The sequence below is a fragment of the Lysobacter antibioticus HS124 genome (assembly GCF_000336385.2).
In the GTDB taxonomy this organism is placed as follows: domain Bacteria; phylum Pseudomonadota; class Gammaproteobacteria; order Xanthomonadales; family Xanthomonadaceae; genus Lysobacter; species Lysobacter firmicutimachus.
On sequence record NZ_HG424460.1, the window covers coordinates 23,975 to 49,823 of the forward strand.

The following is a 25,849-nucleotide window of genomic DNA, read 5'->3' on the forward strand; positions in this document are numbered from 1 at the left end:
GATGGCTACGGCCGGCAGTATTGTCGTTGATCTGCTGATGCGTACGGGGTCGTTCATTACCGATTCCGCGCGCGCCGAAAAGCAGATGAAGCAGCTGGAGAAAGCTGCGCACTCACTAGGTCGTTCTATTGGGTCGTCAATAACCAGCAATCTAGCTGGAATGGCTGCTGGATTCCTGTCGCTACAGGCTGGCCTACAATTCTTTAAGGGGGTCATCGACCAAGCTGACAAGATCGACGAGATGTCAGCAAAGCTGAAAATATCGACAGAAATGCTATCCGGACTGGGTTATGCCGCAAAACTGTCCGGGACTGATCTCGAAACGCTTGACGGCGCCATCGTCAAGATCTCTCGCAACATGGCTGAAGCGCTGGATAAGAACAGTAAGTCGGCAGCCTTGTTCAAGGCCCTTGGTATCAGTGTCACGGATGCTGCTGGAAAGTTGAGGTCAGTAGATGCAGTACTTCCAGAGATAGCGGACAGATTCGCGGCGCTGAACAATCAGACGCTTGAAACATCGTTGGCGATGGAACTGGCCGGGCGTTCTGGCGCTGATCTTCTAGAATTCTTCAATCGCGGAAGCCAAGGGCTTCGTAGCCTGAGGGAAGAAGCTGCAAGCATCGGTGCAATCATTTCACCCGAGGAGGCGGAACGTGCCGCTGCGTTCAAAGATGAACTGGACCGATTGGTTTCTTTGATACAGGGTGCTGGGCGTAGGATCGCCTCGGAATTTCTTCCCCAGTTGGAAAAGCTCGCGATAGCCACGGAAGACTGGATCAAAGACGGAGACAAGGCTGCGGAGCTTGCCGATAACATTGGCCGCACCTTTGAGTTCACTGCGGGCGCCGCAAAGCTGTTTGGGGGTGCCCTGGATTTGATTGGCGATAAAATAGAGGGTTTGTCTGAAGGGCTATATGGGCTGAACATCGCGGCTCGAGGTGTCTTTTCTCTTGATTTTGGAAAGGTCCGGGAAGGACTTATTGTAGCTGGGGAAGGAGCTAGGCTGAATCTATTCGGTGATAACAAGAAGAATGACAAGAAGATCAGAGATCCAAGAATCGTATTTGCTGGATCTGGTAAGGAGCCGCCGAACTTCTTCGCCAAGGATGTCGGCCAGGTAATGGCTGAAGGCGAAGTAAAGGCGCTAAACGACAGAATACAGAAGTTGCTGAGTGGTGATGGCAAGGCGCCGAAGGGTGGTAAAGGGAAAGACCCTGCCGCTGAGATGGCTCGTCAAGCAAGGGCTTTGAAAGAGATGCAGCGCGCCGCTGACCAATGGGCCGCTGAACTTGATGGTCGTTCAAACCCAGCATTGGAGAACTACAAGAAACGACTTGATGAAATCACCGACTCGGCTGAGAAGTTCAAGGAAGACGGTCTTTCCACTGGAAAGATCGAGGAGTTCTCCACGAAGATGAAGGGTTTAGCGGAGGCGCTGAAGCTCAAGGAGCTATCTGATCTCCAGAAGCAGTTTGAATTTGACACAAGGGCGATTGCAGCTTCGGTTACTGGCGTCGTGAGCCCAGCGTTAGTCAAGTATGAAGAGGATCTGCGTGCCATCGACAAGCAACTGAATGATGGTGTCGTAACTCAGGAGCAGTACCAGAAGCGGTTGGAGGCGATCACCGCCGAGCGTCATCAAAACGCCACCCAGATGTTCAAGGACTACCAGTTCGAGATCGATCTGCTCGGCCAGACCCGCGAGGCACAAGAGCTTCTGAATGCAGTCCGGTATCTCGGTGCTGATGCTGCAACGGCACAAGGCGAGGCAGCGATCGCGGCTCTGAAGGAGTACCAGGACCTACGGAAGTTGATCGACGATCAGGTCACGGCTATGGATGGGCTACGTGACGCATCCCGAGGGTTTTTCCATGACCTGAAGGAGGGCGAAGGCATCCTCGACTCGCTGAAGAATGCAGCAGACCGGTTCGCGGACGTCCTGTTCGATCTGGCCGCAAACAACGTGGTCGAGCGCATCTTCGGCCAGCAGGGTAGTGCTGGTGGCGGGAGCGCCGGTTGGCTTGGAAAGATCGTCGGCTTGTTCACTGGTGGCGGCGGCGGTGGGGCTTCTGCCGCGCCGTCGGCATCGTTCGCGGGTTCCTTTGGGAACAATTTCGGCTGGCTGTTCGGCGGGGGCAAGGCTGGCGGCGGCGATGTATTCGGTGATCGGGCCTACTTGGTCGGCGAGATGGGGCCGGAACTGTTCGTGCCCCGAACTGCCGGCTCCGTGCTGCCTGCCGATATGACGCGCACGGCTCTTCGGCAAGGGAGTGATTCCAGCAATACGGTGAATCAGACCTTCATCACCACCGGCGACAACTCCAGGCGGACTGCCCAGCAGCAGGCATACCAGGCAGGGGCGGCTGCTCGTCGTGCAATGTCGAGGAACGGACGCTGATGGCCTTCATCAACTCAAGACTGTCGAGCTGTGTGGCGTATGGATTCAGTGGCGGCCCGGAGTACTCGACCTTAGTCGTCCCGCTGGACAACGGCCGCGAGCAGCGAAACCGCCAGTGGCTGTACCCGCTGCACCGGTACTCAGCCCAGTTCCTGCACCTTGCGAAAGACGCCCAGGCCGAGATCATCGCGGTGTTTCACGCTGCGGTCGGCCGGTTGTACGCATTTCGTTTCAAGGACTGGAACGACTACACGGCTGTCGCGGAACCGATCGCGCCTGCTATTGGGACATCCCAGCCAGTCCAACTGGTGAAGACCTACGTCTTCGGCGCTGCGGCCACGACACGGCTGATCCAGGCTCCTGTCGGTGGGGTTGTGGTCAAGCGCAACGGGGTGGCTGTGGCTGGTACTCTGGATACGACCACCGGGCTGTTCACGCCTTCATCGCCGTGGACGTCGGGGGCGTACACCTGGGACGGGGAGTTTGACGTCTGGGTGCGGTTCGCATCTGACCACAATGCTTTCGCGATTGGCGGCCCTAATGCCAGCACCTCGGACATTGAACTGGTCGAGGTGCGGCTGTGAAGTCGATCCCGGTAGCCCTCAAGAGTCACCTGGCACTTCCTGCGACATCGTGGACGCTGCTGCTGAAAGTCGTTTGCAAAGACGGCACGGTGCTCGGGTTCACTCGTCTGGATGCCGCGCTTACGTACGACGATGGCGGTGGTGCAATCACCTATAGCCCGGACCAGGGGTTCACTCCGGCCCGTTTGCAGGCCGCTGCTGACCTCGGTGTCGACAATACCGAGCTGCAGGGGTGGTACTCAGCGGGCGGGGTCACCGAGCAGCGGATCAGGGCAGGCCTCCTGGACAAGGCCGAGGTCTGGATCTATCGGGTCAACTTCATGGACCTCTCGCAGGGCCACGAGGTCTGGGGATACGGAACCCTGGGCGAGACTCGGTTCGTCGAGACGGGTTGGGTTACCGAGTTTCGGAGCCTGAAGCAGCAGCTGAAGCAGCCGCTGTGCCAACTGATATCGCTGACTTGTCGGGCTCGGTTCGGCTCGAAGCCGATAGGAACGCCAGGGGCGGAAATCACGGAGCGCAAGCCTTGCAACAAGGACATGGTTTGGCATGCCGGAACTGTTACGTCGGTAGGGATCGACCCTCGGAAGACGTTCACAGACTCCGCCAGAACCGAGGCGGACGGGTTCTTTGAGCCCGGGGTGATTCGTTGGCTGACCGGCGCCAACGCGGGCGCCCAGATCGAGGTCTACACCTTCGCGGCCGATCAGTTCACGCTGATCTTGCCGATGCCGTATCCGGTTGCGCCGGGTGACACCTACGAGGTCCGTCAAGACTGCGACCACACCTTCGCCATGTGCAAGGACCGGCACGCCAATACCCTGCATTTCCGCGGTGAACACCTGACGCCGGTGCAGGACGCAGACTCGATCATGGTCCCAGGCGCGAACATCTCTCAGGTGGGCGGATGAAGCCGCTACACGAATCCGCCAGGGGCTACCTGGGCACCCCATTTCGCCACCAAGGCCGCTCCCGTAGCGGCCTTGATTGTGTGGGGCTGGTGGTCGTGGCCTTGGTGGATGCCGGGCGGCCCGTGCAGGACGTCACGGACTACGGACGGGACCCGCACGACGGGCTGCTAGAGGCGAATCTGGTCAGAGAGTTCGGGCCGTCCTTGGGACGGTTCGACCTTCATCCAGGGGACGTTGTAGCGATCGCCTACGCGAGAGCGACCCGCCATGTCGGGATCGTTGGCGACTACCCGTTTGGCGGTCTCTCGTTGATCCATACCGACCAGATGGTCGGGCGGGTTACTGAACACCGCCTCGATTCGAAGTGGCATAGCCGCATAACTGGAGCCTGGCGCCCGTGAGTGGATCTACGATTGGTGGCGTAGTCGGCGCATTCGTCGGCTTCTTCGTAGGCGCGCCGCAGCTCGGATTCATGATCGGCTCCGCGCTGGGCGGTTACATCGCCCCGGACAAGGTATACGGCCCCAGGCTTACCGATGCGCAGACCCAGACCAGCCAAGTAGGCGTTCCGCTAGCCTTTGGCTACGGGACCTTCGCCTGCAAGGGAACGATCATTTGGGCGGACAAACGCAAGGAGCGCAAGAAGAAGAAGCGGGCCGGCAAGGGTGGTGGCCCTACCCAGGTGACGTACACCTATTCCCGCAGCTACGCGATCGCGATTTGCGAGGGGTCGATCAAGGCGATTCGGACGATCAAGCGAAACGGCAAGGTCGTCTATGAGGCAAGCGCGAATGCGGCCGGCGAGTACACTGGAGACACCTCCGGCCTCACCGCTGCATCCCGCAAGTTTTTACAGAAATGCAAGATCTACTTGGGAGATGAGACGCAGTTGCCGGACCCCACGATCGAGGCGGTAGAAGGTGTCGGCAATGTCGCCCCATTCCGCGGGACGGCCTATGTAGTCATCAAGGATGATGACCTGACTGACTTGGCTGGTGCTGTGCCGCAGTACGAGTTTGTGGTGGTCATGGACGGGGAGGACGGTGAAACAGAGGGCGAGTACGAGGCGCCAGGCTTCGGACTTGGTGGCATGTTCCCGTGGAAGACTGGTTCAGTAGGACAGCGAGAGCCGCGGCGACCCTATATCACGTACCAGTACGGGAATGGCAACACTGACACTTGGTTCGATACCCTGGAAGAGGCGCTTCAGGACATTGCCGATTACACAGGATACAGCTCGATCAGTGGATACACGCTTCGGGGGTGGTCCAGGCAGCTGCAGTTTACCGACTCCAATTGGTACGGCCCTCAGTTTGCTACCAATGGGACTTGGAATCCTGCGGTAAACGATCCAAACAAGATACTAGGGGTAACTCCCGCTGGCGCAGCGAGACTGAGTCTAACCTTCAGTCGATACTCGTACGGTTCTGAGCATCCATACTCGGTTGATAGTTCTGCCACACTTGAGGCCACCAAGGGTGGGTGGTATCCACACAATATCTCAAACACTGGGTCTGCGGTCTGGGTTCCAGTTGGGATGGCCCCATCTGGCTATAACAGAACTACCAGCTTCGGCCCTGGGCAACCGGTATATGCGGTGTATCACGACGTCATTGTCGCGGTTCGTGCAGTTCCAACATGCGAAGGGAATACCCCAGAGGCCACTCCTGTTCCGGATGCGCCAGGCTACTACGTATTTGCGGATGGGTCGGTGGTGTTTCACGGTGAATGCACGGATCTCGCTGGTACTTACAAGCAGCTGGGAAGGGCCATTATCGGAAGTGGAGGTCCTTACAGCTCTCTTCCGCAGGGGCCTGTATTGGACCCCTCAGATCCCAACTACAGCAACATGTCATTCTGGCAGAGCGCATACAATGCGGCTGTCGCAGCAGGGAAGATTCAATCTGGCTGGGTCTATTCGTCTGGTGGGTCCACGTCTGCGGGGTTCTATCCGCAGCTCGTGACGACCGCATGCCAGTGCGAGTCGCCGCTTCAGACCGTGGCGCGTAATCGAGTCTCCTTGTCCAGCATCGTCGCAGACTTATGCTTGCGGTCTGGAATTCCGGCCTCTCGCTTTGACGTCAGCCAGCTGGTCGACATGGTGGACGGGTTCGTGGTAGCCACGATCGGTGGCGCCGACTCCTTCATCGAGCCGCTGTCGCAGGCCTACTTCTTCGATGCTGCTGAATGGGATGCGAAACTCCGTTTCATCAAGCGCGGTGGAGCTTCGGTATTCAACCTGACCGCCGATGACTTGGCAGAGCGCGATGGAGACTCAATCGAAGAGACTCGCGTTCAAGAAGTCGAGTTGCTCCGGAAGACAACGGTCGCTTACGTCGATCCAGTGGCTGGCTTTTCGCCGGCAACACAGGTCGCTCAGAGGCGTGCCGCGACAGTAGCCGCACAGGGGGAGAGTGCGATTGAGCTGCCGGTCGCAATGACGGCGTCAGATGCCGCAAAGGTCGTAGACAAGCGGATCAAGGTAGCCTGGGGCGAGCCCTCAAAGTTCAAGTATGAGCTGCCGTACAGATTCAGCTACATCACGCCGACGGATACCGGATACATCACTGACAAGGCAGGCCTGGTCCATCGAGTTAGGGTGATGGAGTCCGAGGAGGACAGTGGAAAGTTGGTGGTTGAGAGCTCTCAGGATGAGCAATCAGCCTACGTCTCCAACGCGGCCGGAATTGAGCCGACGCCGCCGGAGGTGACGAACCCCGGTGTCATTGGCGGAACGCTTCTGGAACTTCTGAACATCGCGGTCCTGCGTGATGAGCACGATCAGTTGGGTATCTATGTGGCCGCGGCGGGCCAGCTGCCTGGCTGGCGCGGCGCCGACGTCCAGATCAGCACGAATGGTGGCGCGAATTGGGACTCCTTCGTGGAGATCACGGAAGCTGCAACGATCGGTTACACCCTTACGGCGTTGGCCGCAACCGTGGCGGACTATCCGGCGGAGCAAACCATCGACGTGTTCCTGCCGGACGCTCCTGAGTCCGTGGACTACACGACACTGCTCAGGTTCTACAACCGTGCGGTGATAGGGGATGAGATCATCCAGTACCAGACGGTTACAGACCTAGGTTCCAACAACTACCGGCTGTCAGGACTGATTCGAAACCGCTACGACTCGATTCCAACCGCTCACGCGGCTGGCGTTCGGTTTGTCCTGTTGGACTCGTCGGTGGTCTTCGTCCAGGCGCAGCAATGGATGCTAGGTCAGACATTGCAATTCCGCGCTGTTTCGTTCGGGACGTCTGAGGACGCATACCAGGGGCAGCCCTATACCTTCGCAACTGCAGCCAGTCAGACCGAGTGGAAGCCCACGATGGTAAGGGCGCAGGACATAGGGGCGGACATTGTTGTGACGTGGCTTGGGCGTGGACGGCTTGGAACTCCTTCGAATGCCTACCACTCACAGCACTTCCGCGGCTACCGGGTTACCTACACAAACGGTTCTAACGTCGTGACTCACGACGTTACCGGGACCACCGACACGCTCGTAGGAGGCGCCAGTCTCCCGGGTGTAGTGACGATCACCATTGCCGGTCTCAACGCCATTACTGGGCCAGGCACGCCAAGCGAGAGTATCAGCGCATGAGCATTCCTTACACTGCGTGGTCTGACGGGGCACTCCAGGGCAACATCCCGGTCAATGACTCGATGCAGGCGTTTGCCGCACTTGGGCAAGCCAACGTCGAGACAACAACGAACACGCCTCCGACAACCGTTCTTGGCGATGTGATGAAGATGTGGCTGATCGGTACTTCCCCAACAGGGGTTTGGGCCGGGCGTGCGAATCAGCTTGCTCTCTGCACTGCGGCCAACGTGTGGCGCTATTTCATCCCCGGTACCAATGCGTGGATCATATGGGACAAGACCGCGCTAAATGTATTGCGCTGGAATGGCAGCTCATGGGTAGTATTTGCGGCCCTGAGCACTCCTGCGTCGCAAATCGACGGCTTGCGCCTGGTGTACGTCGGGCCGAACGCGCTCACGTTGGAGTCGGGCAGCGCATACGTCCAGAGCCTAGCGCGTCGAGTTGACGTCCCATCCGCCATCGCTAAGTCAAGCCTGTCGTTGTCGGCCAGTTCCTGGTATCACGCCTATCTGTTTGAAAGCGCAGGGGTAGCGGACTACGAGTTGTCGACCACCGCGCCGGCCTCGGCCTACAACGGCGTAGCTCGGAGCAAGACCGGGGACCAGTCGCGGCGTTATCTCGGCAGCGTGAAAACGCTCGCATCCGGTGGAATCGCGCAGTTCATTCAAACGGGTAACTACATCGGTTACCTCGGAAACATCAACACGGCGCCATTCTTCGTGCTTATCGGCGGCACCGCCACAACCCGTACGACGATCGATTTTTCTGGGGTCGTTCCTGTCACTTCCACGATCGCGAACGCCTGCGCGCAGAACATCGATCCCGCGAACAAGGTTGTCATGGCAACCCCGGATCTGGCGACGCTCACGGACACGGTGAACCAGTTGGTTGTCCCACCGTCATGGACCAGCCTGCTTCCGGCTGCTTTTCAGTTGAGCTCAGCGCGATCATTGGACTACCGATATCTTTCGGCGCCAAGCGGTAGTTTCTACCTTGCTGTCAATGGCTATTGGTACGAGAGGTGATGCGTGTACGCGATTACTGAGTCCGGCTACAGGGCAATCGCATCCGAGATGCAGCTAGCACCGGGTGAGACGCTGGCCTATGAAATCCCTACGGCGCTTCTTGTTAGAGCAAAGGGAAACCAGATGAGGGGCGAACGCCGCCAGCTTCTTCGCGCGACCGACTGGACGCAGATGCCCGATGCTCCGTTGTCGCTCGTTGACCGACAGGCCTGGGCCGCCTACCGCCAGGCGCTCCGCGACCTGCCCCAGCTCCCTGGCTTCCCCGATGTCGAGTGGCCGCGGCCGCCGGTGTTGGCGGATGGCACGGCCGACGCCGGCGACGGGGTAGGGGATCTCTGACGGGGTGCAACGCTAGGCATCAGGCGGTCCATAACTGGACTGTGCTAGCTGTGCTATCCACAGTGCATTTCTTGCAACTTTACCGCGCGTATGCGCCTGCAAGTGGTTGATTTAATTGGCGTACATCCATGCTGATTCCCCTTAGGAGGGGGATGCTCTATCCAGCTGAGCTACGGGGCCGGCGATGCATGGCTGCGTTCCCGCCGATGCGCGGGGCGCATACGCGCGGCCGCGGCCATCCGCCGATTGTACCCGGCGGCGCGGGGCGGCGGCCACGGCGCGGCCGGATGGCCGGCCCGGCCGGCTTCAGGCGCTGCGCCACAGGCGCTGCAGCAGGGCCTGCGCGGCCGCGCCGGCGGCGACCGGGTCGAAGCGTTCGACCGGCTGCGCCAGGGCCCAGCGATCGGCCGCGCGCAGCACCGCCAGCGAAGCGGTTTCGATCAGGCGGCGGTCCGGCGTGCCGTCGATCAGGCCCAGCCGGGCGGCGTCGGCGAAGAAGGCGGCGAACCAGGACGAGGGCGCGTCGCCGGGCGTCTGTTCGAGCAGAGCGCGATGATCGGGATGGGCGGCGAGAAACGCGCCGAGACGCTCGTTAGCGGCATGGAACTGCCGCCACAAACCATCGGCGTCGGCCGCCGGCGACCATTCGCCCAGGGTCTGCGCGGCGCGTTGCAGCGAATCGGCGGCGACGGTTTCGAACAAGTCGCCCTTGCCGTCGAAGTAGTGGTAGGCCGAGGACTTGGAGATGCCCGAGTCGTCGATGATCCGGTTGAGCGAAGCGCCGTCGCGGCCGTCGCGGGCGAAATGCGCGCGCGCGGTGTCGAGGAAGGCGGCTCGGGCCGCGGCGGGCAGGCGTTCGAAGCGGGGCAAGGGCATGGCGCAGCGGTCAGCGGGCGGGAGTGGCGACGTCCGCGGCGGCTGTCGGCGTCGACGGCGCTGTGTCGCGCAGGCCTCGCAGGATGTGCAGGGTCGCGCGCCAATGCGCGGCCCACAGCGCCAGCGCCGCGGCGCCGGCGAGCACGCCGGCCGCGCCGGGCCACAGCGAGGCGATTTGCGGTGCGCACCAGCCCAGGCCCAGCCGCTGCCAGCGCCGCTGCTGCGCCGTCGCGATGCGGCCGTCGGCGCGCAGCGAGCCGGCGATCGCCGCGACGATGAAGAAGTCTTCCACGAAGTTGTAGGGGATCGCGAACATCCACCACACCGAGCCCGGCGGCGCGCGTCGCGCCGATGCCGGGATCGCCTGCAGCACGGCCTGCAGGTGGCGGCAGTAGCAGGCGACCAGGGCGAAGAACGCCAGCATCGCGGCGATGGCGCCGGCCGGCTCCAGGGCCCGCACCTCGCCGAGGAGGCCGGCGCCCCATTGCGACGCTCACCAGGGTTGGGTCAGCAGGGCCGCGACGGCGAGGGTCGCGGCGAACTTGAGCCAGGGCATGCAGGCCCGCTCCATGGTGTGTACCGGTAGTGTACACAGTTGGTTTCATGGCCGGGCCGGCCGCTCGCGGGCGCGCAGGCGCGTGAGATTCCTCCGCTCATAAGCCGCGCCTGCCGCAGCGGCGTGTGCAAGCGTCCCTCGCCCCTGGGCCCATCGACGGCGTTTCAACGCTGGCGCGTTGCTTACGGCGTCAGGCATTCGCCGTGCTGCTTGAGCTTGTCCAGCAGCTCAGGGTGGGTATCGGCGACATGCCGGCACACCAGTGCTTTGCCGTACTCGCCGGAGATGCGCCGCCCGGGTTCGGAGGAGATGACGGCCAGGGTCTTGGCGTAACACTCGGTGCCGACGAAACGCTCCAATGCTTGCTGTCGTTGCGGCGGCAGCGCCTGCAACTGCGCCAGGAGATCGTTCGACGAGGCGGCCTTGCGGCTGGCCGCCATCGCCGCCGCGCCGTCTTCGGACTCGATGAACCTCAGGCAGGGTTCGAACTGTTGCGCCGGCAGCGCCTGCGACAACAGCGGTTCGAGCTTGGCGGCCAAGGCGCCGGTGTCGAAGCCGGCGACCGCGGCTTCCGCGACCGCGCGAAGCTTGGGATCGCTGGCGGTTTGCGCCACGATCTGCTGGTTCAGCGCATGCTTGCCGTGAAACACTTCGAACAGATAGACGACCAGCTTGGCCGGACCGGTCGGCGCGGTTTCGGCGGGGGCGGGCGGAGCGGCGAAGCAGGCCGAACCGAACAGCAACGCAGGAAGAGCCGCCGCGAGGGCGAGCCTGGAAAGACGCATCGAATCATCCCCTGAAGTGCGGCGCGCGAATCGCGCCGACGGATAGCGCCGCCCGTCGCTGCGGCGGCATGACGCATTCTGGCAGAGTCTGTCGCGGCCTTGCGAGGCATGCGCTTCCCCTTCGCCGATCGGTGCGTGCTACCCGTTCGGCGTTTTTGTAGGAGCGGCGTGAGCCGCGACCACCGCAGCCGCGTACGCAAGCGGTGCCTGGCGAAGCACGGATGACCGGCCGCACTCGACCGCGACAGGCTCCATCCCCGCTTGGGAGACGTTCCGGGCATCGCATCGCTTCGGCGGTCGCGGCCGGTGACCGGAGGCCATCCCGTGGGACGCCGCTCCAACCGGAAGGCGGCAGGTTCCGTCGGCGGACGCACAGGCGGCGAAAACACGAACGCCCCGCGCGAGGCGGGGCGTTCGGGCTCTGCGGCGGACGCAGGCGGCGTGCCGGTTTATTCCACCGACAGCCCTTCGACCTTCTGCCAGCCGCGCGGCAACAGGCCGCCGCGGGTGGCGCGGGCGCCGAGGTAGGTGTCCAGCTCCTTATACGACAGGCCCATGGTGCGCGCGCCGGACTTGATGCTCAGGGTCTGTCCCGGGGCGACCACCGCCACCGCGACCACGCGCTCGGTGCCGAGCTTGGCCTTGGGGATGTCGATGATCTTGTTGCCCTTGCCCTTGTCGAGTTCGGGCAGCTCCGAGACCGGGAAGGCCAGCAAATGGCCGACGTTGGTGACCGCGACCACCCGGTCCTGTTCGACGTCGCCGACCGGGGACGGCTGCAGCACCTTGGCGTTCGGCGTCAGCGACAGCATCGCCTTGCCGGCCTTGTTGCGGCCGGTCAGGTTCTCGAAGCGGGTCACGAAGCCGTAGCCGTGGCTGCTGGAAAGGACGAAACGCTGGTCGTTGTCGCCGGCGGCGATGGCCTGGAACGCCGCGCCGGCCGCGGGCGAGAAGCGCCCCGTCAGCGGCTCGCCGTTGCCTCGCGCGGAGGGCAGGCTGTGGATCAGGGTCGAGTAGGCGCGGCCGGTCGAATCCAGGAACGCGACCTGCTGGGTGCTGCGGCCCTTGGCCGCGGCCAGCAGGCCGTCGCCTTCGCGGTAGCTCAGGGTGGCGGCGTCGATGTCGTGGCCCTTGGCCGCGCGCACCCAGCCTTTCTCGCTGACCACCACGGTCATCGGTTCGCTGGCGACCAGTTCGGTCTCCGACAGGGCCTGCGCGGCGTTGCGCGCGACCAGCGGCGAACGGCGCGCGTCGCCGAACTTCTTGGCGTCGGCGAGCAGTTCGTCCTTGATCAGCTTCTTCAGCTTGGTCTTGCTGGCCAAGGTGGCGACCAGTTGCTCGCGCTCCTTCTCCAACTCGGCCTGTTCGCCGCGGATCTTCATTTCCTCCAGGCGCGCCAACTGGCGCAGGCGGGTCTCGAGGATGTAGTCGGTCTGCTCTTCGGTCAGGCCGAAGCGCTTCATCAGCACCGGACGCGGCTCGTCCTCGGTGCGGATGATGCGGATCACCTCGTCCAGGTTCAGGAACGCGACCAGCAAGCCTTCCAACAGGTGCAGGCGGCGGTTGACCTTGTCCAGGCGGTGGTTGAGGCGGCGGGTGACGGTGTCGCTGCGGAAGCTCAGCCACTCGGTCAGGAAGGCCTTGAGGCCCTTGACCTGCGGGCGGCCGTCCAGCCCGATCACGTTGAAGTTGATGCGGTAGCTGCGTTCCAGGTCGGTGGTCGCGAACAGATGGCCCATCAGCTGTTCGACGTCGACCCGGTTGGAGCGCGGCACCAACACGATCCGGGTCGGGTTGGCATGGTCGGACTCGTCGCGGATGTCTTCCAGCCACGGCAACTTCTTGGCCCGCATCTGGGTCGCGATCTGCTCGATGACCTTGCTCGGCGAGGTCTGGTAGGGCAGCGCGGTGACGACGATGTTGGCGCCGTCCTTCTCGAAAATGGCGCGGGCGCGCACGCTGCCCAGGCCGGTTTCGTACATCGCGATCAGGTCCGCACGCGGGGTGATGATCTCGGCCGTGGTCGGGTAGTCCGGGCCGAGCACGTGCTCGCACAGGTCGCGGGTGGTCGCGTCCGGGTCGTCGAGCAGGCGCACGCAGGCGCTGACCACTTCGTTGAGGTTGTGCGGCGGCACGTCGGTGGCCATGCCGACCGCGATGCCGGTGGTGCCGTTGAGCAGCAGATGCGGCAGGCGCGCCGGCATCCAGGTCGGCTCTTCCAGGGTGCCGTCGAAGTTCGGGTCCCAGTCGACCGTGCCCTGGCCGAGCTCGCCGAGCAGGACCTCGGCGATCGGGGTCAGCTTGGACTCGGTGTAGCGCATCGCCGCGAACGACTTGGGATCGTCGCTGGAGCCGAAGTTGCCCTGGCCCTCGACCAGCGGATAGCGGTACGAGAACGGCTGCGCCATGAGGACCATGGCCTCGTAGCAGGCGCTGTCGCCGTGCGGGTGGTATTTGCCGATCACGTCGCCGACGGTGCGGGCGGACTTCTTCGGCTTGGCCGCGGCGTTGAGGCCGAGTTCGCTCATCGAATAGATGATGCGGCGCTGCACCGGCTTGAGGCCGTCGCCGAGGAAGGGCAGGGCGCGGTCCAGGACCACGTACATCGAGTAGTCGAGGTAGGCGCGCTCGGCATACTCGCGCAGGGGGATCTGTTCGAAGCCGTGGAACACCGGACGTACGGAATCGGTCATGGAACCTGTGGCTGGGTAGGGCTGACCGGGGATTCTAACCGGGCAGGGGGTGGCGGGGATGTCGTGGCGGCCGCGACGCCCCGCGAGGTGCGCCGCGGAGCCCGCTGGCGCTGCGGCCGGGCGGGCCGGCGCGGTATCCTGCCCGCCCGCCATCGCTCAGCCTGAGACCGCCATGCCGCGTCGCTTCCGCCGCCTGCGTACGTCGATCCTGTGCCTGGCCGCGGCCGGCATCGGCATCGCCGCGGCGACCGCGGCGCAGGCGCCGTCGCGCGCCGCGCCGGTCTGGTCCTATAAAGTCGTCGCCCGCTACCCGCACGACCCGGGCGCGTTCACCCAGGGCCTGATCTTCCGCGACGGCTTCCTGTACGAAAGCACCGGTCTCAACGGCCGTTCGACGGTGCGCAAGGTCAAGCTCGATACCGGCGAGGTGGTGCAGCGTGCCAGCCTACCGGCCTCGGTGTTCGGCGAGGGCCTGACCGATCGCCAGACCGAGCGCGGCCGCCAGCTGCTGGTGCTGACCTGGACTTCGCGCGCCGGCTACATCCTCGACATGGGCAGCTTCGCCACCGCCGGCACCTTCAGCTATCCCGGCGAGGGCTGGGGCCTGACCCGTTCGCAGGACACGGTCTACCTCAGCGACGGCAGCGCCCAGATCCGCCTGCTCGATCCGAAGACGCTGAAAGAGCGCGGCCGGATCGAGGTGCGCGAGGGCGGCCGCCCGGTCGAGCAGCTCAACGAGCTGGAATGGGTCAAGGGCGAGATCTACGCCAATGTGTGGCAGACCGACCGCATCGTCCGGATCGACCCCAAGAGCGGGCGCGTGCTCGGCTGGATCGACCTCAGCGGCCTGTTGTCGCGCCACGGCAGCGGCGGCAGCGGCGGCCGCGGCGCCGACGTGCTCAACGGCATCGCCTACGACGCCGCGCGCGACCGCTTGTTCGTGACCGGCAAATGGTGGCCGGACCTGTTCGAGATCAAGCCGGTGCCGCCCGCCGGCGGCAAGCGCTGAACCCGCGGCGCGGCATCGGCCGCGTCGTCGCCCTGCATCGTCGCAAGCCGCATTGAGCCGAGCGCCGCGCAGCTGACGGATTTGTCAGCGGCGCGACAGCCTGCCGTCCGCGGCCGCGGCCTAGAGTCGGCGCAGGTTCCGCGTGCCTCCCACCGCGGTCCTGCGCGGCGTCGCGGTTTGCGGCGTCGCGTCCTCCCCGTTGCCAAGGACGCCGCCCATGCCGCCTGCCGCCGATCGTTCACTGTCGCCCCGCGCCCGCAAACGCGCCTACGCCGTCTCCGTCCTGGCCGCCGCGCTGGCGGCGGGGCTGGCCTGGGGCGGCTTCGGCAGCCGCGGCGCGCCGAAGCCCAAGCCGCCCTCGCCGGTGCCAGTGACCTTCGCCAGCGTCGAACGCCGCGACGTGCCGCATTGGCAGGAAACCATCGGCACCGTGACCTCGCTGCAAAGCGCGGTGTTGCGGCCGCAGGTCGACGGCGTGTTGACCCAGGTGCTGTTCCACGAAGGCCAGACGGTCAAACGCGGGCAGTTGCTGGCGCGCATCGACGACCGCGCGATCCGCGCCGGCCTCGACGGCGCGCAGGCCCAGCGCGAGCGCGACGCGGCGTTGCTGCGCGCGGCTAAGTCCGACCTGAGCCGGTTCCGCCAGTTGTCCGGCGCGCAACTGATCGCCAAGCAGATGCTCGATCAACAATCGGCCTCGGTGCAGCAGTTGCAGGCCACCGCGCAAGGCAATCAGGCGGCCGTCGATGCGGCCCAGGTGCAGTTGTCCTACACCCGCATCGTGTCCCCGATCGACGGCCGGGTCGGGCTGCGCCGGGTCGATCCGGGCAATGTCGTGCGCACCGGCGATGCGCAAGGCCTGGTCACCGTGCAGCAGGTCGATCCGATCTCGGTGGTGTTCTCCCTGACCCAGGACCAACTGCCGGCGTTGCGTGCGGCGCAGGCCGCCGGGACGGTCGCAGTGCAGGCGCTGGACCGCGACGCCGGCCGGGTGCTCGGCGAGGGCGAGCTGCGGGTGATCGACAATCGGGTCGACGAGGCCACCGGGACGGTGCGCCTGCGCGCGGTGTTCGACAATCCCGGCGATCGCCTGTGGCCGGGGCAACTGGTCAGCGTGCGGGTGCGCACCGGCGAAGAGCGCGGCGCGACCGTGGTCGCCGCCGAAGCGCTGCAGCGCGGCGTCGAAGGCAGTTTCGTCTACCGTCTGGGCAGCGACGGCAAGGTCGCGGCGGTGCCGGTGCAGATCGGCTACCAGGACGATGCCTTGGCGGTGGTGCGCGGTCTGCGTCCCGGCGATACCGTGGTCCGCGACGGTCAGTCGCGGCTCAAGCCCGGGACCGCGGTGGTCGCGGCCAAGCCTTCCTCGCCGGTGCTGCGATGAGCGCGCCGGCCGGCGACGGCAACGCCGCTTCCACCACCCAACAGCTGGTGCGGCGTGCCTCGGTTTCGGACTGGTTCGTGCGCCATCCGGTCGCGACCACGCTGTTGACCGCGGCGGTGGTGCTGCTGGGCGTGTTCGCCCAGCCGCGTTTGCCGGTGGCGCCGCTGCCGCAAGCCGAGTTCCCGACCATCCGCATCGGCGCCAGTCTGCCCGGGGCCAGCCCGGAGACCATGGCCTCGGCGGTGGCCACGCCGCTGGAGACCGAGCTGACCGCGGTGCCCGGCATCACCGAGATGACCTCCAGCAGCGCGCTGGGCACGACTTCGATCACGCTGCAGTTCGCGCTCGACAAGAGCATCGACACGGCCGCGCAGGAAGTGCAGGCGGCGATCAACGCCGCGGCCGGGCGCCTGCCCGCGGACATGCCGTCGCTGCCGACCTGGCGCAAGGTCAATCCGGCCGACAGCCCGATCCTGGTGCTCAGCGTGGTCGCGCCGCAGATGTCGCTGACCGAGCTCAGCGACCTGGTCGAAACGCGTCTGGCGCGCAACCTGACCCAGATCGACGGCGTGTCGGAGGTCTTCATCGCCGGCCAGCAGCGGCCGGCGATCCGCATCCAGGCCTCGCCCGAGCGGCTGGCGGCGATGGGGCTGACTCTGGCCGACCTGCGCGAGGTCGCGCGCAGCGCCAGCGTCAACCAGGCCAAGGGCGCGCTGGTCGGCGAGCGGCGCATGTCGACCTTGGCCGCGAACGATCAGCTGTTCCGCGCCGAGGACTACCAGAAGCTCGTGGTGAGCTACCTCGACGGCGCGCCGGTGCGGCTGGGCGACGTGGCCAAGATCGGCTTCGGCGCCGAGAACGATTACGTATACGCCTGGCCCAACGGCCAGCCCGGCCTGGCCCTGGTGGTCAATCGTCAGCCCGACGCCAATATCATCGCCACCACCGACGCGGTGCTGGCCGCGCTGCCGCGGTTGCAGGCCGGCCTGCCGGCTAGCGTCGAGGTGGCGGTGCTCAACGACCGCACCCGCACCATCCGCGCGTCCCTGCACGAGGTCGAACTGACCCTGGGCGTGACCGTGTTGTTGGTGGTGCTGGTGATGGGCCTGTTCCTGCGCCAACTGTCGGCGACCATGATCGTCGGCGCGGTGCTGCTGGTCGCGCTGGTGGCGACGTTCGCGGCGATGTACGCCCTGGGCTACAGCCTCAACAACCTGACCTTGGTCGCACTGGTGATCGCGGTCGGCTTCGTGGTCGACGACGCCATCGTGGTGATCGAGAACATCCACCGCCATCGCGAGGCCGGGCTGGGCGCGTTGGAGGCGGCGCTGAAGGGCGCCGGCGAGATCGGCTTCACCGTGGTCTCGATCAGCCTGTCGCTGATCGCCGCCTTCATCCCGCTGCTGTTCATGGGCGGCGTGGTCGGGCGCTTGTTCGCCGAGTTCGCGATGACGGTTACCGTGGCGATCCTGATCTCGATCGTCGCCTCGCTGACCCTGGCGCCGATGCTGGCGGCGCGCTACATGCGCGCCCCGCCGCACCACGACGCCGCGCGCGCCGGATGGTCGCAGCGCCTGCTCGCCGGCTACGACCGCAGCCTGCGCTGGGCGCTGGACCGCCAGCGCGCCGTGCTCGCCGCGTTCGCCGCGACCCTGGCGGTCGCGGTGCTGGCCTACAGCCTGATTCCCAAGGGCTTCTTCCCGTTGCAGGACACCGCCTTCGTGTTCGCCACCACCGAGGCCGCGCAGGACATCTCCTTCGAGCAGATGCGCGCCAAGCACCTGCAACTGGCCAAGATCGCCGAGAGCGACCCGGCGATCCAGACCTATATGCATTCGGTCGGCGCCACCGCCGGCAGCCAGAGCCTGTCCAACGGCCGGTTCTGGTTCATCCTCAAGGACCGCGGCGACCGCGACGTCTCCGCCGACGAGTTCATCGACCGCATGAGGGCCAAGTTCGCCGCGGTGCCGGGCATCGCCATCTACATGCGCTCGGCGCAGGACATCAATCTCGGCACCGGCCCGGCGCGGACCCAGTACCAGTACGCGTTGCGCGGCCAGGACAGCCGCGAGTTGTCGGTCTGGGCCGACCGCCTGACCGAGCGCCTGCGCACGCTGCCGGAATTGCGCGACGTGTCCAACGACCAACAGATCGGCGCCGCGGTGACCCGCCTGACCATCGACCGCACCGCCGCCGCGCGTTTTGGCCTCACTGCGGCCGATATCGACCAGGCGCTGTACGACGCCTTCGGCCAGCGCCAGATCAACGAGTTCCAGACCGAAACCAACCAGTACAAGGTGATCCTGGAGATCGATCCGCGCTTGCGCGGCCGAGTCGACAGCCTGGCGTACTTCCACCTGCGCTCGCCGGTCGGCGGACAGATGGTGCCGCTGTCGGCGGTGGCCAAGGTCGAGCCGGCCGAGAACGGCCCGGTTTCGATCAGCCACAACGGCATGCTGCCGGCGGTCAATCTCTCGTTCAATCTCGCCCCCGGCGTGGCCCTGGGCGACGCGGTGGCGCGGGTCGAGGACGCCGCGCGCGAGATCGGCCTGCCGGCGTCGATCTCCGGCAATTTCCAGGGCAGCGCCCAGGCCTTCCGCGATTCGCTGGCGACCCAGCCGCTGTTGATCCTGGCCGCCCTGCTGGCGGTCTACATCATTCTCGGCGTGCTGTACGAAAGCTTCGTCCATCCGTTGACGATTCTTTCGACCCTGCCGTCGGCCGGGGTCGGCGCGGTGCTGATGCTGTGGGTGTGGAAGCTGGATTTCTCGATCATGGCCCTGATCGGCATCGTGCTGCTGATCGGCATCGTCAAGAAGAACGGCATCCTACTGGTGGACTTCGCCCTCGACGCGCAGCGTCAGCGCGGCCTGTCGCCGCGCGCGGCGATCCACGAGGCCTGCCTGACCCGGTTCCGGCCGATCATGATGACCACCTTGGCGGCGCTGCTCGGCGCGGTGCCGCTGATGCTCGGCCTGGGCACCGGTTCGGAGCTGCGCCAGCCGCTCGGCGTGGCGGTGGTCGGCGGCCTGTTGGTCAGCCAGTTGTTGACCCTGTACACCACGCCGGTGATCTATCTGGCCCTGGACCGCTGGTTCCTGCAGCGCCGCCGCGCCGCCGCGGCGCAGAGGCCGACGGCCACCGCGGCGGCGGCCGCAGCGGAAGGGTAGGATGAGGCCCCGGAACTCCTTGCGATGAAGCGCCTGCCGCGATGAAGCTGCTGATCGTCGAAGACGAGGTCAAGACCGCCGACTACCTGCGCGACGGCCTGGCCGAGCAGGGCTGGGCCGTCGACGTCGCCCGCGACGGCGTGTCCGGCCTGCACCTGGCGCGCGAGCTGGATTACGACGTGATCGTGCTCGACGTGATGCTGCCGGGCATGGACGGTTTCGCCGTGCTGCGCGAACTGCGCACGCGCAAGCAGACCCCGGTGATCATGCTGACCGCGCGCGATCGCATCGACGACCGCGTGCACGGCCTGGGCGCCGGCGCCGACGACTATCTGGTCAAGCCCTTTTCCTTCATCGAACTGCTGGCGCGCCTGCAGGCGCTGGTGCGGCGCGGCCGCCAGCAGGAGCCGACCGAACTGGCCGTCGGCGACCTGCAGATCAACCTGATCGCGCGCCGCGCCTTCCGCGACGGCGTGCGGCTGGACCTGACCGGCAAAGAATTCGCCCTGCTGGCTTTGCTCGCCCAGCGCCGCAGCCAGATCCTGTCCAAGACGGTGATCGCCGCGCAGGTCTGGGACATCAACTTCGACAGCAACACCAACGTGGTCGAAGTCGCGATCAAGCGCCTGCGGACCAAGATCGACGGCCCGTTCCGCAGCAAGCTGCTGCATACCGTGCGCGGCATGGGCTATGTGCTGGAGGTGCGCGAGGACGAGCGCGAAGGTTCGGCATCCGGGCGGTCGCCGGCATGACGTGGCTGTCGATCGCCCAGCGCTTGGCGGCGATGTTCGCCCTGGCCGCGCTGCTGGTGTTCGCCCTGGTCGGAGTGGTGCTGCACCAGGTGCTGCGCGACCAGATCGTGCGCTACCAGCACGCCGAACTCAGCACCAAGCTGCGCTCGGTCGCGCACAGCGTGGCGATGTGCGATTCGCCGGAACGCTGGCGCAAGGTCCAGGACAAGATCGAGAACCTGACCACCAGCGAGCGCAATACGCGTTTCTGGGCCTGGAGCGAAAGCGCGGACTTCCGCATCGGCGCCGACCGCGCGTTGCCGGTGCGCACCGGCAACGCCCGCGACTACGGCATGGGCACGCTCGATCGGCCCGGCATGACCTCGCCTTACCGGACCCTGGAGCAGATCGTGCCGGCCCACGGCCAGCGGCCGCCGGTGCGGTTGTGGATCGGCATCGATTCGCAGCCCTACGTGGCCGCGTTGCGCACGTTCGCGCTGGCCTTCGTCGCGCTCGCCCTGGTCGGCACCGCATTGGTGGCGCTGCTTGGGCACTGGATCGCGCGGGTCGGCCTGCGCCCGCTGCAGCGGCTGTCGAGCCAGGCGCGCACGTTGAGCCCGAGCAACCTGTCGCAGCGTCTGCGCACCGAGCAATTGCCGCCGGAACTCGGCCATCTCAGCGGCGCCTTCAACGGCGCGCTGGACCGCCTGGAGGCGGCCTATACCCGGCTGGATGCTTTCAATGCCGACGTCGCCCACGAACTGCGCACGCCGCTGGCCAATCTGATGGGCCAGACCCAGGTGGCGCTGTCGCGGCCGCGCGAGGCGGCGCAGTTGGAAGAGGTGCTGCAGTCGAACCTGGAAGAGCTCGAACGCATGCGCGGCATCGTCAACGACATGCTGTTCCTGTCGCGCGCCGACCAGGGCGATATCGCCCTGGACCGTGCCTGCGTGCCCTTGGCCGCGGAGGTGGCCAAGACCGGCGAGTTCCTCGAGTACCTGTTGGAGGAAGCCGGCATGCGCCTGCGCATCGACGGCGCGGCCGATGCCTGGATCGACTCGGCGCTGTTCCGCCGGGCCATGACCAACCTGCTGCACAACGCGGTCCAGCACGGTACGCCGGGCTCCGAGATCGTGGTCGAGCTGGCGACGGGCCGGAGCCCGGGCGAGGCCCGGGTGGCCGTGCGCAACCGCGGCCAGACCGTGGCCGCGGAGCATCTGGGACGGATGTTCGACCGCTTCTACCGCGCCGACGCGGCGCGCGAGCACCGCGGCGAGCGCCACCACGGGCTCGGCCTGTCGATCGTCAAGGCGATCGCCGTGCTGCACGGCGGGGCGGTGTTCGCCGACAGCGGCGATGGCGTCACCACGGTCGGCTTCAGCCTGGCCGAGCCGGCCGCGCTGCGCGCCTGAGGCGGGCGCGGCGGCAAGCGCCGCTCAGCGGTGCAGGTCGCCCGCTGCTTCGGGCTGGTAGCGCAGGCCGAGTACGCGCAGTTGCGCGCTGCGTCCGCCCGGCAGGGGCCAGGCGATGCGCGCGCCGACCCGCAGGCCGAGCAGGGCGCTGCCGACCGGGGCCAGGATCGAGATACGGTCGCTGCGCCCGTCGGCGTCGCGCGGATAGACCAGGGCGGCCTCGCGTTCCTCGCCGCTGGCTTCGTCGACGAAGCGGATCACGGAATTCATGGTGATGACGTCGGCCGGCACCTGGGCCGGTTCGACCACCTCGGCGCGGTCGAGCTCGCGGCGCAGGCCGCCGGTGTCCAGGCCGGGCGGGGCCTGGTCGAGCAGGGCCTCCAGGCGGTCGCAGTCCAGCCGCGACAGGAGCAGCGGCGGCGGCAGGCCGGAGGGGTGGGGCAGTTGCTGATCGTTCATTGCGGACTCCATAAGCGATAACGGGCGACGCACTGCGTGCGCCGCCCGCGGTTCAGGGATGTCCGGCGACCTTAGCCCGCGGCCGGAGGCGCTTCAAGCCGGCACGGACGGGCGATGCCGCGCAGCGCGCCGGGCCTGTGCCGGATCGGGCGACAACCGGCCGGTGAAAAAATTTATGACAAAGTCGTTGACAGCCGGTCCGCTGCAAAGCAACATACGCGCCTCGCAACGCTGAACGGCGACGCGAAAGGCCCAGGTGGCGGAATTGGTAGACGCACTAGTTTCAGGTACTAGCGGGTAAAACCGTGGAGGTTCGAGTCCTCTCCTGGGCACCAACGATATACGACGACGAAGCGGTTCCAAACCTTCGGCGTTGAAGACAAGGCGAGCCATCGGCTCGCCTTTTTCTTTTCCGATTCGTTTCCGGCATGCCGTCCGCGCAGTCCCGGCCCCTCTCGCTGATCGGCGCCGGGCCGCGCTGCGGGCGCATGCGCGCCCGCCGGACCGTCGCTCCTTGGCCGTGCCCGGCTGGGCGGCACGTTTCTTTTTTCATGTCTGCGGCGCCGTCCGGCCCGCCGGGCGGCGCTCAGGAGCTCGGTTCCGATTCGCCGGGGCGGGATCGGGCCCCTCGGCCCGCGGGTGGAGCGAATACTCCAGGGATGGATTCATAAACTTGACTCCGGTCACATGCTGATTCAGGAAATTGCCTGGTCATAGGCCATGGGCTAGGCTTTGCCGTGCGGCACCGGCTGCCCAGGCCGCCGCCGAGGGGAAGGCGAGAGCGCATCTCGGGTTTCCGGCGGGACGGTTGTGCGGTGGCCCCTGGCGCGTAACCGTCGCGTCTGTCGGGCCACGTTAGGAATACTCAGTTCACTAAGGAGAGGTCTCATGAAGAAGTTGGGTCTGGCGGTCGCGCTGATGCTCGCGACGACGTCCGCCGCGGCGAATGAATTCATTCCCTACTACGGCAACAACCCGTTCGTGTTCTGCAAGGTCGGCGTGCCGCAGGACTGCTGGGTGCCGAAGAACATCGCCACCGGCGAGTACCGCGTGCTCAGCCGCAAGTGCTTCAAGCCATGGTCGGCCAAGCTGTTCTCGCGCGTGTGCAAGCAGGCCTTCCCGAACGGCATGCCGGCCGGCGGCGACGCCGCCCTAGGCGCCGCGGCGGTCGGCCAGGCGGCGACCACCGGCAACTACGACGACATCAAGGACAAGGCCGACGCTTACAGTAAGCAGAACTCCTCGTATGCCGACGCCTACGAGAAGCAGATGAACTTCTCGCAGATCGAGAAGAAGGCCAACGCCAGCGGCCAGAACTTCAACGACATCAAGGCCCGCGCCGACGAGTACAGCCGCAGCACCGGCTTCGATCCGAACGCGTATGTCAGCGAGCAGCGCGATCCGGCCCGCGTCGATCCCTGATCGAAGCCGCTTCGTTTGCGCTTTGCGACGGCCCCGAGCGATCGGGGCCGTCGCCGTTTCTGCATCCGTGCGCACGGACGTGGCGATCGCGACGGTCGCGGGACGGAGGCCGGCGACGCCGTCGGCATAACCCCGGCATAACTTATCGGACGAGACGAGCACCGCACCCGCGCCGAGACGCGCGCCGCGCCGCGGGCATCGCGCCGGCGCCGGCTTGCGCGGCCGTGACGCCTCGCACGGATGCGCGCGGCAGCGCTGGCATAGTCCTGTCCGGGGAAAGAGGGGCCGCCGATGGAAGAGCGACTGATCCTGGTCGATGGCGATGACCGAGCCATCGGCGTCGGGGAGAAAATGCGCGTGCACCGCGAGGGGGCGCTGCACCGTGCGTTCTCGATTTTCGTGTTCGACGAAACCGGACGCCTGATGCTGCAGCAGCGCGCATCCGGCAAATACCACTCCGGCGGACTGTGGAGCAACACCTGTTGCGGCCATCCGCGCGAAGGCGAGGCCACCGATGCCGCCGCGCATCGGCGTCTGGGCGAGGAAATGGGCTTCGACTGCCGGTTGCGCAGCGTCGCCCGCATCGTCTATCGGATCGAAGTCTCGCAGGGGCTGATCGAACACGAGTACGACCATATTTTCGTCGGCCGCTACGACGGTCGGCCGCGGCCGAATCCGCTGGAGGTGCGCGACTGGGCCTGGCGCAGCGCGGCCGACCTGGATGCGGCGTTGCGCGAGCGGCCGCAAGACTTCAGCGGCTGGCTGCGCTACATCCTCGATCGCGGCGGGCCGGAGGAATTGGAGCGCTGGCGCGAGGCGGCGAGCGAGGGCGTGGCCTCGCGTTAGCCCCTTGCGGGACGGGCCAAGCGTGGCGCGGGGGCGTGGCGGATCGGCCGCGTGCGTGGCGGCGGCCGCGCGGTTCATAACGACCTCGTCATGAACACGCTGTTGGGGTCCTCGACGTAATCGCCGAACGGTGCGCACTCGACGAAACCGAACTGCGCATACAGGGTCCGCGCCGGCGCGAAGCCGGCCATCGAACCGGTTTCCAGGCTCAGCCGGCGATAACCGCGGCGGCTGGCTTCGTCGAGGATATGGCCCAGCATGCGCGCGGCCACGCCCTTGCGCCGATGCGCGTCGGCGGTGCGCATCGATTTGATCTCGCCGTGGGTCGAATCGAGTTCGCGCAGGGCGCCGCAGCCGAGCAGCTGGTCTTTCTCCCAGACCGTCCAGAAGCGGATGTCCGGCCGGCGCAGACCGTCCAGATCGAGGGCGTGAATGCTTTCCGGCGGCGAAAGCTCGGCCATGTCGCGCAGGTGCTCTTGCAGCAAGGCGTGGATTTGCGAGCCGGTGAGATCGTCGATGCGTATGTCCATGAGCGCAAACCGCGACGGCGCAGGGGAAGGACCGAGCATGCAGCAGTCGCCGCGGCGAGGGAATCCGTGTCGCGCTCCCGGCCATCGCGGGCGCTTGCGGCCGTGGCCCGGGTTTTCTCGTCCAAGTGCCGCGCAAATGCCTTCGGGCGCTTCGTCGCCCGGGGCCGTCACGCGGCCTGCCGGCGGTATCCGTTAAAGTCCGGCCGATCCGGGAAGCGGCGATGCTCCGCCGCGTTGCCGCCGCGAGGAGACGATCCATGCCCACCCAAGCGCGCCCCTTCCTGATGTTCACCGGCCGGGCCGAGGAGGCGATGACCCGCTATGTCTCGCTGTTCGCCGATGGCCGCGTGCTCGAAGTGAACCGCTACGGCGCCGAGGGCCCTGGGCCCGAAGGCTCGGTGATGGTCGCGCGCTTCCGTATCGCCGGTCTCGAAGTCATGTGCAGTGACAGTTACGTGCAGCATGCTTTCGGCTTCACGCCGTCGATGTCGCTGTTCGTGGATTGCCGCAGCGAGGAGGAAGTCGACGCCCTGGCCGCCCGACTGAGCGAGGGCGGCTCGGTGTTGATGCCGCTGGACGACTACGGTTTCAGCCGTCGCTTCGCTTGGGTCGCCGACTGTTTCGGCGTGTCCTGGCAACTCAATCTGCCTTGAATCGGTACGAAGCGACGACCCGCCGCCACGGCGCCGGCAATGTGATTTGTGCGGGGTACTGGACGCGGCCGTTTGGACCCCGCGGCACCCGCAGGTAGGATGGATGCCAATGCAGGTCCGGATTTTCGCCCGCGTAGGCGAAGGCGGGCGAATACCGAGGGCGTCATGGTCGATCGCGAACGTCGCAACAGCGACAAGAAACTCAACGCCGCCGAGCTGCGCGCCGGATTGACGCCGGCGCAACTGGACGCTCTGACGACATTGGAGTTCTTTCGCTGGGAACTGCGCTTCGTGCGCCGGCCGCTGTTTCAGGACCCGATTCCGGTGGTGTTCAACCGCGACGGCAAGCGCTATGCCGTGCTCGAGCCCGACGGCAGCCTCAACGAGAACCCGGGCTTCAAGATCCGCGACTGAGCCGCTTGCCGGTGGCGCAGGCGCGTTGCAAGATCGGAGCGTGACCGCATCGCG

General features: G+C 65.9%; 22 protein-coding genes and 1 tRNA gene. 17 read left to right on the forward strand and 6 right to left on the reverse strand.

Features of this window, described 5'->3' with window-relative positions:
• The first annotated feature begins 1 nt into the window (after window position 1).
• Genes TX83_RS22550 through TX83_RS04920 form a run of 7 tightly spaced genes read left to right on the forward strand, consistent with a single transcriptional unit; the run spans window position 2 to window position 8,858 of the window.
• Complete coding sequence (locus TX83_RS22550) at window positions 2–2,398, forward strand: hypothetical protein (RefSeq protein ID WP_141233355.1); 2,397 nt, start codon at window positions 2–4, stop codon at window positions 2,396–2,398.
• Window positions 2,398–2,982 (forward strand): DUF2460 domain-containing protein, encoded by a 585-nt coding sequence (locus TX83_RS04895; protein ID WP_064746813.1) that lies wholly within the window; start codon window positions 2,398–2,400, stop codon window positions 2,980–2,982. Before TX83_RS22550 ends, TX83_RS04895 begins: the two co-directional genes overlap by 1 nt.
• The gene (locus TX83_RS04900) at window positions 2,979–3,893 is read left to right on the forward strand and encodes a DUF2163 domain-containing protein (protein ID WP_064746814.1); all 915 of its coding nucleotides are present in this window, start codon (window positions 2,979–2,981) and stop codon (window positions 3,891–3,893) included. The genes TX83_RS04895 and TX83_RS04900 overlap by 4 nt, the downstream gene beginning before the upstream one ends.
• Window positions 3,890–4,294, forward strand: coding sequence for an NlpC/P60 family protein (locus TX83_RS24175; RefSeq protein ID WP_064746815.1), 405 nt, complete (start codon window positions 3,890–3,892; stop codon window positions 4,292–4,294). The genes TX83_RS04900 and TX83_RS24175 overlap by 4 nt, the downstream gene beginning before the upstream one ends.
• Complete coding sequence (locus TX83_RS04910; RefSeq protein WP_141233356.1) at window positions 4,291–7,494, forward strand: phage tail protein; 3,204 nt, start codon at window positions 4,291–4,293, stop codon at window positions 7,492–7,494. The genes TX83_RS24175 and TX83_RS04910 overlap by 4 nt, the downstream gene beginning before the upstream one ends.
• The gene (locus TX83_RS04915; RefSeq protein ID WP_075575008.1) at window positions 7,491–8,519 is read left to right on the forward strand and encodes a DUF2793 domain-containing protein; all 1,029 of its coding nucleotides are present in this window, start codon (window positions 7,491–7,493) and stop codon (window positions 8,517–8,519) included. The genes TX83_RS04910 and TX83_RS04915 overlap by 4 nt, the downstream gene beginning before the upstream one ends.
• A gap of 3 nt (window positions 8,520–8,522) precedes the next feature.
• Window positions 8,523–8,858, forward strand: coding sequence for a tail fiber assembly protein (locus TX83_RS04920; protein ID WP_222423717.1), 336 nt, complete (start codon window positions 8,523–8,525; stop codon window positions 8,856–8,858).
• Between the two features lie 306 nt (window positions 8,859–9,164).
• Here the strand turns inward: TX83_RS04920 and TX83_RS04925 are convergent, their stop codons facing one another.
• The 4 genes from TX83_RS04925 to parC all read right to left on the reverse strand — a co-directional run bounded on the left by TX83_RS04925 (window position 9,165) and on the right by parC (window position 13,768).
• On the reverse strand, window positions 9,165–9,734 hold the full coding sequence (locus tag TX83_RS04925) for a TetR/AcrR family transcriptional regulator (RefSeq protein ID WP_064746819.1): 570 nt from the start codon (window positions 9,732–9,734) through the stop codon (window positions 9,165–9,167).
• Window positions 9,735–9,744: 10 nt separating this feature from the next.
• Window positions 9,745–10,194 (reverse strand): hypothetical protein, encoded by a 450-nt coding sequence (locus TX83_RS04930; protein ID WP_222423718.1) that lies wholly within the window; start codon window positions 10,192–10,194, stop codon window positions 9,745–9,747.
• A 278-nt stretch (window positions 10,195–10,472) separates the two neighbouring features.
• Window positions 10,473–11,075, reverse strand: a complete 603-nt coding sequence (locus tag TX83_RS04935; protein WP_141233357.1) for a hypothetical protein — start codon at window positions 11,073–11,075, stop codon at window positions 10,473–10,475.
• Window positions 11,076–11,524: 449 nt separating this feature from the next.
• Complete coding sequence (gene parC / locus TX83_RS04940; protein WP_064746821.1) at window positions 11,525–13,768, reverse strand: DNA topoisomerase IV subunit A; 2,244 nt, start codon at window positions 13,766–13,768, stop codon at window positions 11,525–11,527.
• 172 nt (window positions 13,769–13,940) lie between these two features.
• On the opposite strand from parC, the gene TX83_RS04945 reads away from it, so the two are divergent.
• The 5 genes from TX83_RS04945 to TX83_RS04965 all read left to right on the forward strand — a co-directional run bounded on the left by TX83_RS04945 (window position 13,941) and on the right by TX83_RS04965 (window position 21,471).
• Window positions 13,941–14,777 (forward strand): glutaminyl-peptide cyclotransferase, encoded by an 837-nt coding sequence (locus tag TX83_RS04945; RefSeq protein ID WP_064746822.1) that lies wholly within the window; start codon window positions 13,941–13,943, stop codon window positions 14,775–14,777.
• A gap of 217 nt (window positions 14,778–14,994) precedes the next feature.
• Window positions 14,995–16,158, forward strand: a complete 1,164-nt coding sequence (locus TX83_RS04950) for an efflux RND transporter periplasmic adaptor subunit (protein WP_064746823.1) — start codon at window positions 14,995–14,997, stop codon at window positions 16,156–16,158.
• Entirely contained in the window at window positions 16,155–19,328 is a 3,174-nt protein-coding gene (locus tag TX83_RS04955; protein ID WP_075575009.1) for a multidrug efflux RND transporter permease subunit, read from the forward strand. The genes TX83_RS04950 and TX83_RS04955 overlap by 4 nt, the downstream gene beginning before the upstream one ends.
• A 41-nt stretch (window positions 19,329–19,369) precedes the next feature.
• The gene (locus tag TX83_RS04960) at window positions 19,370–20,080 is read left to right on the forward strand and encodes a heavy metal response regulator transcription factor (protein ID WP_064746824.1); all 711 of its coding nucleotides are present in this window, start codon (window positions 19,370–19,372) and stop codon (window positions 20,078–20,080) included.
• On the forward strand, window positions 20,077–21,471 hold the full coding sequence (locus TX83_RS04965; RefSeq protein WP_064746825.1) for a heavy metal sensor histidine kinase: 1,395 nt from the start codon (window positions 20,077–20,079) through the stop codon (window positions 21,469–21,471). Before TX83_RS04960 ends, TX83_RS04965 begins: the two co-directional genes overlap by 4 nt.
• Window positions 21,472–21,495: 24 nt before the next feature.
• Here the strand turns inward: TX83_RS04965 and rnk are convergent, their stop codons facing one another.
• Entirely contained in the window at window positions 21,496–21,930 is a 435-nt protein-coding gene (rnk, locus tag TX83_RS04970; RefSeq protein WP_064746826.1) for a nucleoside diphosphate kinase regulator, read from the reverse strand.
• Between the two features lie 250 nt (window positions 21,931–22,180).
• On the opposite strand from rnk, the gene TX83_RS04975 reads away from it, so the two are divergent.
• The 3 genes from TX83_RS04975 to idi all read left to right on the forward strand — a co-directional run bounded on the left by TX83_RS04975 (window position 22,181) and on the right by idi (window position 24,198).
• Window positions 22,181–22,265 (forward strand) — tRNA-Leu (locus TX83_RS04975).
• A 553-nt stretch (window positions 22,266–22,818) separates the two neighbouring features.
• Window positions 22,819–23,352 (forward strand): hypothetical protein, encoded by a 534-nt coding sequence (locus TX83_RS04980; RefSeq protein ID WP_064746827.1) that lies wholly within the window; start codon window positions 22,819–22,821, stop codon window positions 23,350–23,352.
• Between the two features lie 291 nt (window positions 23,353–23,643).
• A complete protein-coding gene (gene idi, locus TX83_RS04985; RefSeq protein ID WP_064746829.1) occupies window positions 23,644–24,198 on the forward strand; it encodes an isopentenyl-diphosphate Delta-isomerase in 555 nt (184 codons plus the stop codon).
• Window positions 24,199–24,272: 74 nt separating this feature from the next.
• Here the strand turns inward: idi and TX83_RS04990 are convergent, their stop codons facing one another.
• On the reverse strand, window positions 24,273–24,728 hold the full coding sequence (locus tag TX83_RS04990) for a GNAT family N-acetyltransferase (protein ID WP_064746830.1): 456 nt from the start codon (window positions 24,726–24,728) through the stop codon (window positions 24,273–24,275).
• A gap of 257 nt (window positions 24,729–24,985) precedes the next feature.
• Between TX83_RS04990 and TX83_RS04995 the strand changes: the two genes are divergently transcribed.
• A complete protein-coding gene (locus tag TX83_RS04995; protein ID WP_064746832.1) occupies window positions 24,986–25,381 on the forward strand; it encodes a VOC family protein in 396 nt (131 codons plus the stop codon).
• Between the two features lie 165 nt (window positions 25,382–25,546).
• The gene (locus TX83_RS05000; protein WP_064746834.1) at window positions 25,547–25,795 is read left to right on the forward strand and encodes a hypothetical protein; all 249 of its coding nucleotides are present in this window, start codon (window positions 25,547–25,549) and stop codon (window positions 25,793–25,795) included.
• Window positions 25,796–25,849: the final 54 nt, after the last annotated feature.

What these genes read in the sequence shown, in the direction of transcription:
- TX83_RS22550 (WP_141233355.1), top strand. Translation starts at nt 2, where the DNA reads ATGGCTACGGCCGGCAGTATTGTCGTTGATCTGCTGATGCGTACGGGG.
- TX83_RS04895 (WP_064746813.1), top strand. Translation starts at nt 2,398, where the DNA reads ATGGCCTTCATCAACTCAAGACTGTCGAGCTGTGTGGCGTATGGATTC.
- TX83_RS24175 (WP_064746815.1), top strand. Translation starts at nt 3,890, where the DNA reads ATGAAGCCGCTACACGAATCCGCCAGGGGCTACCTGGGCACCCCATTT.
- TX83_RS04915 (WP_075575008.1), top strand. Translation starts at nt 7,491, where the DNA reads ATGAGCATTCCTTACACTGCGTGGTCTGACGGGGCACTCCAGGGCAAC.
- TX83_RS04925 (WP_064746819.1), bottom strand. Translation starts at nt 9,734, where the DNA reads ATGCCCTTGCCCCGCTTCGAACGCCTGCCCGCCGCGGCCCGAGCCGCC.
- TX83_RS04935 (WP_141233357.1), bottom strand. Translation starts at nt 11,075, where the DNA reads ATGCGTCTTTCCAGGCTCGCCCTCGCGGCGGCTCTTCCTGCGTTGCTG.
- parC (WP_064746821.1), bottom strand. Translation starts at nt 13,768, where the DNA reads ATGACCGATTCCGTACGTCCGGTGTTCCACGGCTTCGAACAGATCCCC.
- TX83_RS04945 (WP_064746822.1), top strand. Translation starts at nt 13,941, where the DNA reads ATGCCGCGTCGCTTCCGCCGCCTGCGTACGTCGATCCTGTGCCTGGCC.
- TX83_RS04950 (WP_064746823.1), top strand. Translation starts at nt 14,995, where the DNA reads ATGCCGCCTGCCGCCGATCGTTCACTGTCGCCCCGCGCCCGCAAACGC.
- TX83_RS04955 (WP_075575009.1), top strand. Translation starts at nt 16,155, where the DNA reads ATGAGCGCGCCGGCCGGCGACGGCAACGCCGCTTCCACCACCCAACAG.
- TX83_RS04960 (WP_064746824.1), top strand. Translation starts at nt 19,370, where the DNA reads ATGAAGCTGCTGATCGTCGAAGACGAGGTCAAGACCGCCGACTACCTG.
- TX83_RS04965 (WP_064746825.1), top strand. Translation starts at nt 20,077, where the DNA reads ATGACGTGGCTGTCGATCGCCCAGCGCTTGGCGGCGATGTTCGCCCTG.
- rnk (WP_064746826.1), bottom strand. Translation starts at nt 21,930, where the DNA reads ATGAACGATCAGCAACTGCCCCACCCCTCCGGCCTGCCGCCGCCGCTG.
- TX83_RS04980 (WP_064746827.1), top strand. Translation starts at nt 22,819, where the DNA reads ATGAAGAAGTTGGGTCTGGCGGTCGCGCTGATGCTCGCGACGACGTCC.
- idi (WP_064746829.1), top strand. Translation starts at nt 23,644, where the DNA reads ATGGAAGAGCGACTGATCCTGGTCGATGGCGATGACCGAGCCATCGGC.
- TX83_RS04990 (WP_064746830.1), bottom strand. Translation starts at nt 24,728, where the DNA reads ATGGACATACGCATCGACGATCTCACCGGCTCGCAAATCCACGCCTTG.
- TX83_RS04995 (WP_064746832.1), top strand. Translation starts at nt 24,986, where the DNA reads ATGCCCACCCAAGCGCGCCCCTTCCTGATGTTCACCGGCCGGGCCGAG.
- TX83_RS05000 (WP_064746834.1), top strand. Translation starts at nt 25,547, where the DNA reads ATGGTCGATCGCGAACGTCGCAACAGCGACAAGAAACTCAACGCCGCC.